This is a genomic window from Pseudomonas sp. GGS8 (assembly GCF_024168645.1).
Taxonomy (GTDB): Bacteria; Pseudomonadota; Gammaproteobacteria; order Pseudomonadales; family Pseudomonadaceae; genus Aquipseudomonas.
In genome coordinates this window covers 2,962,863-2,975,990 of sequence record NZ_JALJWF010000001.1, presented here as the reverse complement: position 1 = coordinate 2,975,990, position 13,128 = coordinate 2,962,863, and the positions used below count along the sequence as shown (strand labels likewise).

Below are 13,128 nucleotides of genomic sequence, written 5' to 3'. Positions count from 1 at the left end.
AGGTGTACGCCTCCCGTCGCTGGTATAGTTTTGCTCTAACCGCGACGCGAGCCGTTCATGACCTCTTCCGCAGCCCCCATCCTCATCACCGGTGCCGGCCAGCGTGTCGGCCTGCACTGTGCGCAGCGTTTGCTCGAAGACGGCCAACCGGTCATTTTCAGCTACCGCAGCGAACGCCCCGGCGTACAGACACTGCGCGACCTGGGAGCGACAGCGGTGTTCGCGGACTTTTCCAGCGAGGCCGGAATTCTCGCGTTCATCGGCGAACTGAAGAACCACACCGACAGCCTGCGGGCGATTGTCCATAACGCCTCCGAATGGCTGGCCGAAACCCCAGGCGCCGAAGTCGAAGCCTTCACCCGCATGTTCAGCGTGCACATGCTGGCGCCCTACCTGATCAACCTGCACTGTTCAGATTTGCTCAGACGCTCAAGCCCCGCCGACATCGTGCACATCAGCGATGACGTGACCCGCAAAGGCAGCAGCAAGCACATCGGCTACTGCGCAAGCAAAGCCGGGCTCGACAGCCTGACCCTGTCCTTTGCCGCCAAGTACGCACCAGACATCAAGGTCAACGGTATCGCGCCAGCCCTGCTACTGTTCAATCCCGACGACGACGCGGCGTACCGCGCCAGGGTCCTGGCCAAATCCGCACTGAGCATCGAGCCCGGCAGCGAAGTGATCTACCAGAGCCTGCGCTATTTGCTCGACAACCCTTATGTCACCGGCACGACCCTGACCGTCAATGGCGGACGGCACGTCAAATAAGCCGCCCGCTGCGAGGATGTCCCATGACGTTATCCCTGCCCCAGAACGCCCTTTCCCAGAGCTATCGCGAGATCCTCATCGGCCTCGGTGAAAACCCCGACCGCGAAGGGCTGCAAGACACCCCGGTGCGCGCCGCCAAGGCGATGCAATACCTGTGTCATGGTTACGAACAGAGTGTCGAAGAGATCGTCAACGGCGCGCTGTTCGCCTCCGATAACGATGAAATGATCATTGTCGACAACATCGAGTTGTACTCGCTGTGTGAACATCACATGCTGCCCTTCATCGGGAAGGCGCATGTGGCTTATATTCCAACGGGCAAGGTGCTGGGCCTGTCGAAGATCGCACGGCTTGTGGATATGTTCGCCCGCCGCCTGCAAATCCAGGAGAACCTCACCCGGCAAATCGCCGAAGCCGTGCAGCAAGTGACCGATGCGGCCGGTGTCGGGGTGGTCATCGAAGCCCAGCACATGTGCATGATGATGCGCGGCGTCGAGAAACAGAATTCGACCATGAACACCTCGGTGATGCTCGGCGCCTTCCGCGAGTCGAGCAACACCCGCCAGGAGTTCCTGCAATTGATTGGACGGAGCAAGTAGCAATGCCACAACTTCAACCAGGAATGGCACGCATCCGGGTCAAGGACCTGTGTTTGCGAACTTTCATCGGGATCAACGAGGACGAAATCCTCAACAAGCAGGATGTGCTGATCAACCTGACCATCCTGTACGCCGCCCAGGACGCCGTGCGTGACAACGACATCGATCACGCGCTGAACTACCGCACCATCACCAAGGCGATCATTGCCCACGTAGAAGGCAATCGCTTCGCCCTGCTCGAGCGCCTGACCCAGGAGTTGCTGGACCTGGTCATGGCCAACGAGTCGGTGCTGTACGCCGAAGTCGAAGTCGACAAGCCCCACGCGTTGCGCTTCGCCGAGTCGGTGTCGATTACCCTGGCCGCGAGCCGTTGACCGCGTCTGGCGCATCGCTCGCCAGGCTTTTATCATCCGCGCCACGATTTGATTGCACAGAGCCCATCATGAACGATCAACAACGCCTGGAACTTGAAGCCGCCGCCTTTCGCCGGCTGGTTGCCCACCTGGACAGCCGCAAGGACGTGCAGAACATCGACCTGATGAACCTCTCGGGTTTCTGCCGCAACTGCCTGTCCAAGTGGTACAAGGCCGCTGCCGACGAACGCCAGATCGACGTCAGCCTCGACGAAGCCCGCGAAGTGGTTTACGGCATGCCGTACGCCGAGTGGAAAGCCCAATACCAGAAAGAAGCCAGCGCCGACCAACAAGCGGCGTTCGCCAAAGGAAAACCCAATGAGTGATTTGAACACCCTGCGCGCCAGTCTCAACAGCGGCGAACACGTTTTCGCCGACACCCTGGCGTTCATTGCCGCCGGTTATGACTACCAGCCTCAGGCTTTCAACAACGGCGGCGTGGAAAACGCAGCCGGGCAGAACGAAGGCTCGTGCAAGACCCTGGGCCTGGCGTTGCTGGAAGGTTTGAGCGATGAAGAAGCGCTGTTGGCGTTCGGTGAACATTACCGTTCGGTGCTGGCCACGCCCGAAGGCAGCGACCACGGCAATATCCGCGCGTTGATTGCCCATGGTTTGGCGGGTGTGAAGTTTGCTCAGCAGCCACTGACACGCCGCTGACTGAAGCCCGCAAAACACGTCATATGAGTGACACTGAACCTGTGGCGAGGGAGCTTGCTCCCGCTGGACTGCGCAGCGGTCCCCTACTTTATTAAGATAAGCAGGGTCGCTTCGCGACCCAACGGGAGCAAGCTCCCTCGCCACAGATTATGCGTCGCCATCGATCGGTATCAGGGCACATCCCGACTTTTAAGATTGACCCGGCAACTTTATTTCGTTTGCCGGGCACCTCTGCTCGCGGCTTAGATAAAAAGAAGCATCCCTTCTTCAGAGTCAGCCATCCATGCGCAGCGAATCCATCAGCCAGTCGATCTCCATCGTTCACCCCGTCAGCCTCAGCCACGGCAAAAATGCCGAGGTCTGGGACACCGATGGCAAGCGCTACATCGACTTTGTCGGAGGAATCGGCGTACTGAACCTTGGCCATTGCCATCCGCGCATCGTCGAGGCCATTCGCGAACAAGCCACTCGGCTGACTCACTACGCGTTCAACGCGGCTCCCCATATGCCTTACATCGAACTCATGGATCGCCTGGCTGCGTTTATTCCGGTGGATTACCCGGTCAGCGGCATGCTCACCAACAGCGGCGCGGAAGCGGCGGAAAACGCCCTGAAGATCGTCCGTGGCGCCACCGGTCGCACCGCGATCATTGCCTTTGATGGCGCGTTCCACGGCCGCACGCTGGCCACCCTCAACCTCAACGGCAAAGTCGCCCCTTACAAACAGAAAGTCGGCGTGCTGCCGGGTCCGGTGTATCACCTGCCCTTCCCCAGCAAAGACAACGGCGTGACCTGCTCCGAGGCCCTGAAGGCCATGGATCGGCTGTTCAGCGTCGAGATCGACGTGAATGACGTGGCCTGTTTTATCGTCGAACCGGTACAGGGCGAAGGCGGTTTTCTGGCGATGGATGTGGAATTCGCCCAAACGCTGCGGCGATTCTGTGATGACAAAGGCATTTTGCTGATCGCCGATGAAATCCAGTCTGGCTTCGGCCGCACCGGCCAGCGGTTTGCGTTCTCGCGACTGGGCATTGAGCCGGACCTGATCCTGCTGGGCAAAAGCATTGCCGGCGGCGTGCCGCTGGGTGCGGTTGTCGGGCGCAAGTCGCTACTCGACAACTTGCCCAAGGGCGGATTGGGCGGCACCTACTCGGGCAATCCCATCGCCTGCGCCGCCGCGTTGGCAACCCTGGATGAAATGAGTGATGCACATCTGCACGCTTGGGGCACGCAGCAGGAGGAAGCAATTGTCAGCCGCTACGAATCCTGGCGAGCACGTGGACTGTCACCGTACCTGGGCCGATTGACCGGCGTGGGTGCAATGCGCGGCATCGAACTGATCAATGCCGACGGCACACCGGCTTCGGCGCAATTGACGCAGCTGCTGGCCCTGGCGCGAGAGGCGGGCTTGTTGCTGATGCCCAGCGGTAAGTCGCGCCACATCATTCGGCTGCTGGCGCCTTTGACGACAGAGGCCGCAGTGTTGGAGGAAGGGCTGAATGTTCTTGAGGCGTGCCTTGCGAAATTGTCCTGAGGCAGAATCGTCTGCCCACAAAAAAACCGGCCAAGGCCGGTTTTTTTGTTTTCTACGGAATCAGAACGAAGCGTTCTGCAGGCCGTCGAGGTAACGCTCGGTGTCCAGTGCCGCCATGCAGCCGGCGCCGGCCGAGGTGATGGCTTGACGGTAAACGTGGTCGGCCACGTCACCGGCAGCAAAGATACCTTCGACGCTGGTGGCAGTGGCGTTGCCGTCACGGCCGCCCTGTACAACGAGGTAGCCGTCTTTCAACGTCAGCTGACCTTCGAACAACGACGTGTTCGGGGTGTGGCCGATGGCGATGAACACGCCGTCGACTTTGATTTCGTCGAAGCTGCCATCGTTGTTCTTCAGGCGAGCACCGGTCACGCCCATGTTGTCGCCCAACACTTCGTCCAGGGTCGCGTTCAGCTTCAGGATGATCTTGCCTTCGGCAACCCGCGCATTGAGCTTGTCGATCAGGATCTTCTCGGCGCGGAACGTTTCGCGACGGTGAATCAGGGTCACAGTGCTGGCGATGTTGGCCAGGTACAGCGCCTCTTCGACAGCGGTGTTGCCGCCACCGACCACAGCCACTGGCTTGTTGCGGTAGAAGAAACCGTCGCACGTTGCGCAGGCCGAAACGCCTTTGCCCATGAACGCTTCTTCCGACGGCAGGCCCAGGTAACGGGCGCTGGCGCCGGTCGCGATGATCAGTGCGTCGCAGGTATACGTCGCGCTGTCGCCAATCAGGGTGTACGGCTTGGCAGCGAAGTCCACGGCATTGATGTGATCGAACACGATCTCGGTTTCAAAGCGCTCAGCGTGCTCTTTCATGCGTTCCATCAGCGCCGGGCCGGTCAGGCCATGGACATCACCCGGCCAGTTGTCGACTTCGGTGGTGGTGGTCAATTGACCGCCGGCTTGCATGCCGGTGATCAGCAGTGGCTTGAGGTTGGCACGGGCCGCATAGACCGCGGCGCTGTAACCGGCAGGGCCGGAACCGAGAATAATCACTCGCGAATGACGGACTTCAGACATGACCTGCTCCTGTTGACCGGCCCGGAACACCTGGCGCGGAACGCCGGATTGCCGGCGGGAATAAAAAAGGACCGTTGAAAGCACTTGGGGAAGGCTTGAACTCGACAGTCCTGTAAAAGAATGGGTGCAGCGTATCGAGGGGGCGAAGATTAAGGAAATACGGTTTAACAATCCAGCTCATAGGCGGTCTCTATTCCGTTGCAGTGAATGTATAGACGCCTTTGTTACAGTTAATGTCGACGTCGCTGCCGCGCTTTCGCCCGCCAGGCAAAGCCGGTAAGGTCGGCGCGTTTACCCTTTGCTCGGAGCCCGTTATGCCCGCCCCCGTTCTGTCCGGCCCACAATACCTGCGCGAAGGCCTCAACCTGGTGCTGAGCCCCAGCCTGCGTTTGTTCGTGTTGTTGCCGCTGGCAATCAATCTGGTGCTGTTCGTCGGATTGATCTATCTGGCCGGCCATCAATTCAGCCTGTGGGTCGATACGCTGATGCCGTCCCTGCCCGACTCGCTGAGTTTTCTCAGCTACATCCTCTGGCCGATTTTTGTCGTGCTGGTGGTGCTGATGGTGTTCTTCACCTTCACGATGCTCGCCAACGTCATCGCCGCACCATTCAACGGCTTCCTCGCGGAGAAAGTCGAAGTGGTGGTGCGCGGCACCGACGACTTCCCGACCTTCAGCTGGGGTGAACTGATTGCCATGATCCCCCGCACCCTGGCGCGGGAAATGCGCAAGCTCGGCTACTTCCTGCCAAGGGCCATCGGGCTGTTCATCCTGTCGTTCATCCCGGGGGTCAACATCATTGCCGCACCGCTGTGGCTGCTGTTCGGGGTGTGGATGATGGCGATCCAGTACATCGACTACCCGGCGGACAACCACAAGCTGGGCTGGAACGAGATGCTCGCCTGGTTGCGGAAAAAGCGCTGGCAGAGCATGAGCTTCGGCGGGATCGTTTATCTGGCGTTGCTGATTCCGGTGGTGAACATTTTGATGATGCCGGCGGCCGTGGCTGGCGCGACGCTGTTCTGGGTCCGTGAGCGTGGCGCGGAGAATCTGGTGGCAGAACGCCGTTAATCGCGTCACATATCCATCATCCCACCGTCACAATGACGACATGGCCTCAGCCGACACTGAGGTCATGACGACAGCTCTGCATATCACCCTGATCACCGAAACCTTCCCCCCGGAAATCAATGGCGTGGCCAATACCCTTGGCCGCTTGTTCGACGGTTTGCGCGCGCGCGGGCATCAGGTCGAATTGGTGCGGCCACGTCAGGGTGGCGACCCGTTGATGGGCAACAACGATGAGTTGCTGCTGTGTCGGGGCTGGCCGCTGCCGGGTTATCCCGGCCTGCAATGGGGGCAGTCGTCGATGCACAAGTTGCTGCGGCGCTGGAAGCGCCATCGCCCGGACGTGTTGTATATCGCCACCGAAGGACCGCTGGGGTTGTCGGCGTTACGCGCGGCACGGCGTTTGGGGATTTCGGTGGTCAGCGGGTTTCATACCAATTTTCAGCAGTACTCCAGCCAGTACGGGCTCGGGTTGCTCACGCGTTTGCTGACCCACTACCTGCGCTGGTTTCACAATCGCTCGACCCTGACCCTGGTGCCCAGCGCCAGCCAGCGACTGGAGCTGGAGCGCCGCAGTTTCGAGCGTCTGGCGTTGCTCTCTCGAGGCGTCGACAGCCAGTTGTTTCATCCGGCCAAACGGCTGAAACCGCTGCGCGAGCAATGGGGACTGGCCGAGGATGACATTGCCTTCATCCACGTAGGACGCCTGGCCCAGGAGAAGAATCTTGGCCTGCTCAAGCGCAGTTTCGACACGCTGAAAACTACTTATCCACAGCGGAACATGAAATTGATTGTGATCGGTGATGGTCCGCAACGGGCGACGCTGGAAAAGGAATTGCCCGGGGCGATTTTTTGCGGCTCACAACGCGGCGAAGCACTGGCCAGTCACTATGCGTCAGGGGATGTGTTTCTGTTTCCGAGCCTGACCGAAACTTTCGGCAATGTGGTGCTTGAGGCGTTGGCCTCCGGATTGGGGGTGGTGGCGTACGATCAGGCTGCGGCGGCTCAGCATATTCGTCATGGCTACAACGGCGTATTGGCCATGCCCGGGGATGAGCAGGCGTTCTGCGATGCCGCACGCTGGCTGCTGGAGGAGCGCGAAACCTTGCGCTGCGTACGGCTCAATGCCCGCCAGCATGCAAGCCGTCAGGGCTGGGCGGCGATTATCGAGCAGTTCGAGGGGCAGTTGCGGGGGGCTTGTCACGATCCTCGTGGCGAGGGGGCTTGTCGGAACGCCGCATCGCCACGTTCGGCTGCGAAGCAGTCGTAATCCCAGCGCACGCTGGTGTACCTGATGAAAAATATTTTCAGGTTTCAGGGCCGCTTCGCGGCCCAACGGGGGCGAGCCCCCTCGCCACATTAAACCAGCGTCATCAACGCCTCACGGCTGAACGGCAGAATGTCCTGTTCACGCCCGTCACGCACTTTCTGCGCCCAGTCCGGGTCCACCAACAACGCACGACCCACCGCCACCAGGTCGAACTCATCGTTATTCAAACGCTCCAGCAGTTTTTCCAGGCTGGCCGGCTGTGCGATCTTGTCGGTGTTGACCATGAACTGCAGGAACTCGCCATCCAGGCCAACGCTGCCAACGGTGATGGTCGGCTTGCCGGTGAGCTTGCGGGTCCAGCCGGCCAGGTTCAGTTCGGAACCGTCGAACTCCGGCTCCCAGAAACGGCGTGTCGAGCAGTGGAAAATATCCACGCCGGCGTCGGCCAACGGCTTGAGGAATTCGCCCAACGCCTCTGGCGTCTGCACCAGACGCGCGGTGTAGTCCTGCTGCTTCCACTGGGAGAAACGGAAGATGATCGGGAACCCCTCGCCGACTGCTGCGCGCACCGCCTGAATCAGTTCGATGGCGAAGCGCGAACGGTTGGCCAGGTTGCCACCGTATTCGTCGGTACGCTGGTTGCTGCCTTCCCAGAAGAACTGATCTACCAGATAACCGTGGGCACCGTGGATTTCCACGCCGTCCATGCCAATGCTCTGGGCGTCCTTGGCGGCTTGGGCGAACGCGGCGATCACCTCTTGGATGTCCTGGCGGGTCATGCCGTGAACCACGACCTGTCCGTCTTTCAATTTTTCCGACGGACCGTAACCCGGCACGCTGGCATCCGGCTCGGTGCCGATGCGGCGCACGCTGCCCACATGCCACAGTTGCGGAACGATCTTGCCGCCTTCGGCATGCACTGCATCGACGACTTTTTTCCAACCGGCCAACGCAGCGTCACCGTAGAAATGCGGCACGTTCGGGTAACCGTTGGAGGCCTTATGACCGACGGTGGTGCCTTCGGTGATGATCAAGCCAACTCCGGCAGCGGCGCGACGACGGTAGTATTCGATCACTTTGGAATTGGGCACGCCGCCCGGCGAAAACGAGCGGGTCATCGGCGCCATGACGACGCGGGTCGGCAGTTCGAGAGCGCCGAGGTGAAAAGGCTTGAACAGGGCTTTGACGGGCATGGGACGCTCCACAGGACATAGACTTTATGACGGCGATAATATGGAGAGCCGCAAGCGTTGAACAGCACTATTGATTTGGGTGATTAAGGATCAAAAGACAGTAGGAGCGAAGCTTGCTCGCTCCTACTGAGGGGGGTTCAGCTCAGCGCTTTTTCGATCGCATGAACGACAGACGGATCATCCGGCGCCGTGCGCGGCGAGAACCGCGCCAATACGCGACCGTCCTTGCCCAACAGGAATTTTTCGAAGTTCCAGGTGATGTCGCCCGGAAACTCCGCGCCCTCGCCCGCCAGCAGACGGTACAACTGATGGCGTTCGTGACCGTTGACTTCCAGCTTGCTGGACAACGGAAAGGTCACGCCATAGTTGAGACTGCAGAATTCCTGGATCTCTTTCTCCGTGCCCGGTTCCTGCCCGGCAAACTGGTTGCACGGCAAGCCCAGCACACTGAAACCCTTGTCCTTGTATTGCTGGTAAAGGTTTTCCAGCGCCGCATACTGTGGGGTCAAGCCACATTTGGAGGCGACGTTGACCACCAGCACGACGTGCCCTTTGAAGGGCGCCAGAGGTAACTCCTGGCCATCCAAAGCTTTCAATGTAAGGTCGTGAAAAGCACTCATGACGGACTCCAAATTTCCCGTGTTCTTCTCGAAACAGCCACTTGGCGGTGCCACCCGGGACAGCCGCGGACTAAAAAGGCGCCCTCGGGCGCCTCTCCAGTTCTCGAAAGCTTAGCGCAGAAAATCAGTGGTGATGGCCACCTTCGCCATGGACGTGACCATGAGCGATTTCTTCCTGGCTGGCATCACGGATGGCAACGATCTTGACCTGGAAATTCAGGCGCTGACCGGCCAACGGGTGGTTACCGTCGACGGTGACATCGTCGCCGTCCAGATCGCGAATAGTGACGATCTGCATCTGGCCGTCTGGAGCGGAAGCGTGGAACTGCATGCCCACTTCCAGTTCGTCGACGCCTTCGAACATGCTGCGGCTCAGGGTGCTGACCAGTTCGGCAGCGTATTCGCCGTAGGCATCTTCAGGTTCTACGGCGACAGTCAGTTCGTCACCGACTGCTTTGCCTTCCAGTGCCTTTTCCAGGCCCGGAATGATATTACCTGCGCCTTGCAGGTAGACCAGCGGCGCGCCGCCGGCGGAGCTGTCGATGACCTCACCAGCGTCGTTGGTCAGGGTATAGTCGATGGAGACAGCCTTATTGGCGGCGATCAGCATGGGGCGAGACCTTTTGCATAAGAAAGATGAATGTCCAAGTTTAGCGAAGCAATCGCCCGAAAGCGAACACAACCCAGACAGACGGGGTGCAATGAAAGCCTCGACCATTACAGGTTTTCATCAGGACGAGGACGGGCACTGGGTGGCCGAGCTTTCCTGCGGCCATACCCAACACCTGCGGCACCAACCACCCTGGCAATCCCGGGCCTGGGTGCTGGACCCTTTGCTGCGCAATGAAAAAATAGGCCAGACCTTTGATTGCGGTTGGTGCGCACAAGGCTCGGTTAGCGATAATCTTGGCGACTGATTCGGGCAGATCGTCAGTTATAGATGATCGCCACTGCCATGCACCTCCAGAGAATACGCATGCAAACTTTTTTTATCGCGCCCACCGATTTTGGTGTGGGTCTGACCTCCATCAGCCTCGGGCTGGTGCGTACCCTTGAGCGGGCCGGCCTCAAAGTCGGCTTTTTCAAACCGATTGCCCAGCCACACCCGGGCGACACCGGTCCTGAACGTTCCACCGAACTGGTGGCCCGCACCCACGGCTTGAAACCGCCTCAGCCGTTGGGCCTGGCCCATGTCGAGCGGATGCTCGGCGACGGTCAACTGGACGAATTGCTCGAAGAAATCATCACCCTTTATCAGCAAGCCGCGATCGGCAAGGACGTGCTGATTGTCGAAGGCATGGTCCCGACCCGCAGCGCCAGTTACGCCGCGCGGGTCAACCTGCACTTGGCCAAGAGCCTCGACGCCGACGTGATTCTGGTCTCGGCGCCGGAAAACGAAGTGCTGACCGAGTTGTCCGGCCGGGTGGAATTGCAGGCGCAATTATTCGGCGGGCCAAAAGATCCGAAAGTGCTGGGTGTGATCCTCAACAAGGTCAAGACCGACGAAAGCATGGACGTCTTCGCCTCGCGCCTGAGAGAGCACTCGCCGTTGCTGCGCAGTGGCGACTTCCGTCTGCTCGGCTGCATCCCGTTTCAACCGGAACTGAATGCCCCGCGCACCCGTGACGTGGCGGAGCTGATGGGCGCTCAGGTGCTCAATGCCGGTGACTACGAAACCCGGCGCATGACCAAAATCATCATTTGTGCCCGCACTGTGCGCAACACCGTGGAGCTGCTCAAGCCCGGTGTGCTGGTGGTGACCCCCGGCGATCGCGACGACATCATCCTCGCGGTCAGCCTCGCGGCGATGAACGGTGTGCCTCTGGCCGGCCTGTTGCTGACCAGCGACACCCTGCCCGACCCGCGCATCATGGAGCTGTGCCGTGGCGCCTTGCAGGCCGGTTTGCCAGTGTTGTCGGTGAGTACCGGTTCCTATGACACCGCCAACCAGTTGAACGGTTTGAACAAGGAAATCCCGATCGACGACCGCGAACGTGCGGAGATCATCACCGATTTCGTCGCCAGCCACCTCGACGCCAACTGGCTGCACCAGCGCTGCGGCACGCCGCGGGAAATGCGCCTGTCACCCGCGGTGTTCCGCTATCAACTGATCCAGCGCGCCCAGGCCGCCAACAAGCGCATCGTGTTGCCTGAAGGCAGCGAGCCGCTGACCGTGCAAGCGGCCGCGATCTGCCAGGCCCGCGGCATTGCCCGTTGTGTATTGCTGGCCAAACCGGCAGACGTCGAGGCGGTCGCCCGCGCCCAAGGCATCGAGTTGCCACCGGGGCTGGAAATCCTCGACCCGGACCTGATTCGTGAGCGCTATGTCGAGCCGATGGTCGCGCTGCGCAAGACTAAAAGCCTTAACGCGCCGATGGCCGAGCAGCAACTGGAAGACACCGTGGTGATCGGCACCATGATGCTGGCGCTGGATGAAGTCGACGGGCTGGTGTCCGGGGTCATTCACTCCACCGCCAACACCATCCGCCCGGCCCTGCAGCTGATTAAAACAGCGCCGGGCTGCACGCTGGTGTCGTCGGTGTTCTTCATGCTGTTTCCAGAAGAAGTGCTGGTTTACGGCGACTGCGTGATGAACCCGCACCCGAGCGCCAGCGAACTGGCCGAGATCGCCTTGCAAAGCGCCGATTCGGCAGCAGCGTTCGGCATTACTCCACGGGTGGCGATGATCAGCTACTCCAGCGGTGAATCGGCCAGCGGCGAAGAAGTCGAGAAGGTTCGCGAGGCCACCTTGCTCGCCCACGAACAGCAAAACTCGCTACTGATCGACGGCCCGTTGCAATACGACGCCGCAGCCAACGAAACCGTGGCCCGGCAACTGGCGCCGAACAGTCAGGTGGCCGGTCGTGCCACGGTGTTCGTGTTCCCCGACCTGAACACCGGCAATACCACCCACAAAGCCGTGCAACGCAGCGCCGACTGCGTCAGCCTCGGGCCAATGCTGCAGGGCCTGCGCAAACCGGTGAACGACTTGCCGCGTGGCGCACAAGTCGATGACATCGTGTACACCATCGCGTTGACCGCGATTCAAGCTGCCAACCGACCTATGGATGTTTAAATGCTGGATTTTCTACCTGCACCCGTGCGCGGCGTGATCGCCTCGCTGCTGTTGGCGCTGAATACGATTCTGCTCTGCTCGTTTCTGTTCTGTGTGGCGCTGTTCAAAGTGTTGCCGTTCGCCCCCACCCAACGTTTCGCGCGCTGGCTGATGAGTCATACCCACGAAGCGTGGATCAGTAACAACAAAGGCTGGATGAATCTGGTTTGCCGCACACGCTGGCACCTCAGCGGTTTGCAAGACCTCGACTATCGGCACTCCTATCTGATCACCAGCAACCACCAGAGCTGGGTCGACATCATGGTGTTGCAGTACGTGCTCAACCGTCGCATCCGCCCGCTGAAGTTCTTTCTCAAACAGGAACTGATCTGGGTGCCGGTGATTGGCCTGGCGTGGTGGGCGTTGGGTTTTCCGTTCATGAAGCGTTACTCCAAGGCGTACCTGGAAAAATATCCGGAGAAGAAAGGCGAAGACCTGGAGACCACCCGCAAGACCTGCGACAAGTTCCGCAATAACCCGGTGGGGATTTTCAACTTCGTCGAAGGCACGCGCTTTACCGAGGGCAAGCATGCCCAACAGAGTTCACCGTTCCGCTACCTGCTCAAGCCGAAAGCGGGCGGCATTGCATTCGTGCTGGATGCCATGGGCGACCAGCTGGAAGGCATCGTCAATGTGACCATTCACTATCCGGCCGGGCGTCCGGGTTACTGGGATTTGCTCTGCGGTAATGTGAAAGACGTGGTGGTGCACTTTCAGGAGCTGAAGATTCCACCGCAGTTCATTGGCAAGAACTACGATCAGGACGGGGTGTATCGCCTGGAGTTTCAGGGCTGGATCAATCAGCTGTGGCAGGACAAGGACGCGCTGTTGGGGCAGATGCACCGTGAGTACACCGCCAAGGTTTGAGG

Annotated in this window: 15 protein-coding genes; 11 read left to right on the top strand and 4 right to left on the bottom strand. The window is 60.0% G+C overall.

All coding sequences use genetic code 11. The features are described from left to right. Nucleotides 1–57 precede the first annotated feature (57 nt). The 6 genes from folM (at nt 58) to J3D54_RS13350 (ending at nt 3,971) form a co-directional block, all read left to right on the top strand. Nucleotides 58–768 (top strand): dihydromonapterin reductase, encoded by a 711-nt coding sequence (gene folM / locus J3D54_RS13375; RefSeq protein WP_253418802.1) that lies wholly within the window; start codon nt 58–60, stop codon nt 766–768. Nucleotides 769–791: 23 nt separating this feature from the next. Then, nucleotides 792–1,367, top strand: a complete 576-nt coding sequence (gene folE, locus J3D54_RS13370) for a GTP cyclohydrolase I FolE (protein ID WP_253418800.1) — start codon at nt 792–794, stop codon at nt 1,365–1,367. A 2-nt stretch (nt 1,368–1,369) separates the two neighbouring features. After that, nucleotides 1,370–1,741, top strand: a complete 372-nt coding sequence (folX, locus tag J3D54_RS13365) for a dihydroneopterin triphosphate 2'-epimerase (RefSeq protein WP_105340102.1) — start codon at nt 1,370–1,372, stop codon at nt 1,739–1,741. 68 nt (nt 1,742–1,809) lie between these two features. Next, nucleotides 1,810–2,106 carry a DUF1244 domain-containing protein gene (locus J3D54_RS13360; RefSeq protein ID WP_018927179.1) on the top strand — a complete coding sequence of 99 codons (297 nt, stop codon included), beginning with the start codon at nt 1,810–1,812 and terminating at the stop codon, nt 2,104–2,106. Further along, complete coding sequence (locus tag J3D54_RS13355) at nt 2,099–2,437, top strand: HopJ type III effector protein (RefSeq protein WP_253418798.1); 339 nt, start codon at nt 2,099–2,101, stop codon at nt 2,435–2,437. The genes J3D54_RS13360 and J3D54_RS13355 overlap by 8 nt, the downstream gene beginning before the upstream one ends. Nucleotides 2,438–2,720: 283 nt before the next feature. Continuing rightward, a complete protein-coding gene (locus J3D54_RS13350) occupies nt 2,721–3,971 on the top strand; it encodes an aspartate aminotransferase family protein (protein ID WP_253418796.1) in 1,251 nt (416 codons plus the stop codon). Between the two features lie 60 nt (nt 3,972–4,031). Here the strand turns inward: J3D54_RS13350 and trxB are convergent, their stop codons facing one another. Further along, a complete protein-coding gene (gene trxB / locus J3D54_RS13345; RefSeq protein WP_253418793.1) occupies nt 4,032–4,994 on the bottom strand; it encodes a thioredoxin-disulfide reductase in 963 nt (320 codons plus the stop codon). Nucleotides 4,995–5,308: 314 nt separating this feature from the next. Here trxB and cysZ point away from each other — a divergent pair, with 314 nt between their 5' ends. After that, on the top strand, nt 5,309–6,064 hold the full coding sequence (gene cysZ / locus J3D54_RS13340; protein WP_253418790.1) for a sulfate transporter CysZ: 756 nt from the start codon (nt 5,309–5,311) through the stop codon (nt 6,062–6,064). Between the two features lie 40 nt (nt 6,065–6,104). Beyond that, entirely contained in the window at nt 6,105–7,331 is a 1,227-nt protein-coding gene (locus J3D54_RS13335; protein ID WP_253418787.1) for a glycosyltransferase family 1 protein, read from the top strand. Between the two features lie 89 nt (nt 7,332–7,420). Here the strand turns inward: J3D54_RS13335 and J3D54_RS13330 are convergent, their stop codons facing one another. The 3 genes from J3D54_RS13330 to J3D54_RS13320 form a co-directional block, all read right to left on the bottom strand. Continuing rightward, nucleotides 7,421–8,524, bottom strand: a complete 1,104-nt coding sequence (locus tag J3D54_RS13330; RefSeq protein WP_253418785.1) for an NADH:flavin oxidoreductase — start codon at nt 8,522–8,524, stop codon at nt 7,421–7,423. A gap of 137 nt (nt 8,525–8,661) precedes the next feature. Further along, nucleotides 8,662–9,144 carry a glutathione peroxidase gene (locus J3D54_RS13325; RefSeq protein WP_253418782.1) on the bottom strand — a complete coding sequence of 161 codons (483 nt, stop codon included), beginning with the start codon at nt 9,142–9,144 and terminating at the stop codon, nt 8,662–8,664. 124 nt (nt 9,145–9,268) lie between these two features. Further along, on the bottom strand, nt 9,269–9,754 hold the full coding sequence (locus J3D54_RS13320; RefSeq protein ID WP_007942189.1) for a peptidylprolyl isomerase: 486 nt from the start codon (nt 9,752–9,754) through the stop codon (nt 9,269–9,271). On the opposite strand from J3D54_RS13320, the gene J3D54_RS13315 reads away from it, so the two are divergent. Genes J3D54_RS13315 through J3D54_RS13305 form a run of 3 tightly spaced genes read left to right on the top strand, consistent with a single transcriptional unit; the run spans nt 9,723 to nt 13,126 of the window. Continuing rightward, nucleotides 9,723–10,061 carry a DUF3565 domain-containing protein gene (locus J3D54_RS13315; RefSeq protein ID WP_253418779.1) on the top strand — a complete coding sequence of 113 codons (339 nt, stop codon included), beginning with the start codon at nt 9,723–9,725 and terminating at the stop codon, nt 10,059–10,061. The genes J3D54_RS13320 and J3D54_RS13315 overlap by 32 nt on opposite strands. A gap of 59 nt (nt 10,062–10,120) precedes the next feature. After that, nucleotides 10,121–12,220 carry a phosphate acetyltransferase gene (pta, locus tag J3D54_RS13310; RefSeq protein WP_253418777.1) on the top strand — a complete coding sequence of 700 codons (2,100 nt, stop codon included), beginning with the start codon at nt 10,121–10,123 and terminating at the stop codon, nt 12,218–12,220. Continuing rightward, the gene (locus J3D54_RS13305; RefSeq protein WP_253418773.1) at nt 12,221–13,126 is read left to right on the top strand and encodes an acyltransferase; all 906 of its coding nucleotides are present in this window, start codon (nt 12,221–12,223) and stop codon (nt 13,124–13,126) included. It abuts the gene before it with no gap. The last annotated feature ends 2 nt before the right edge of the window (nt 13,127–13,128 follow it).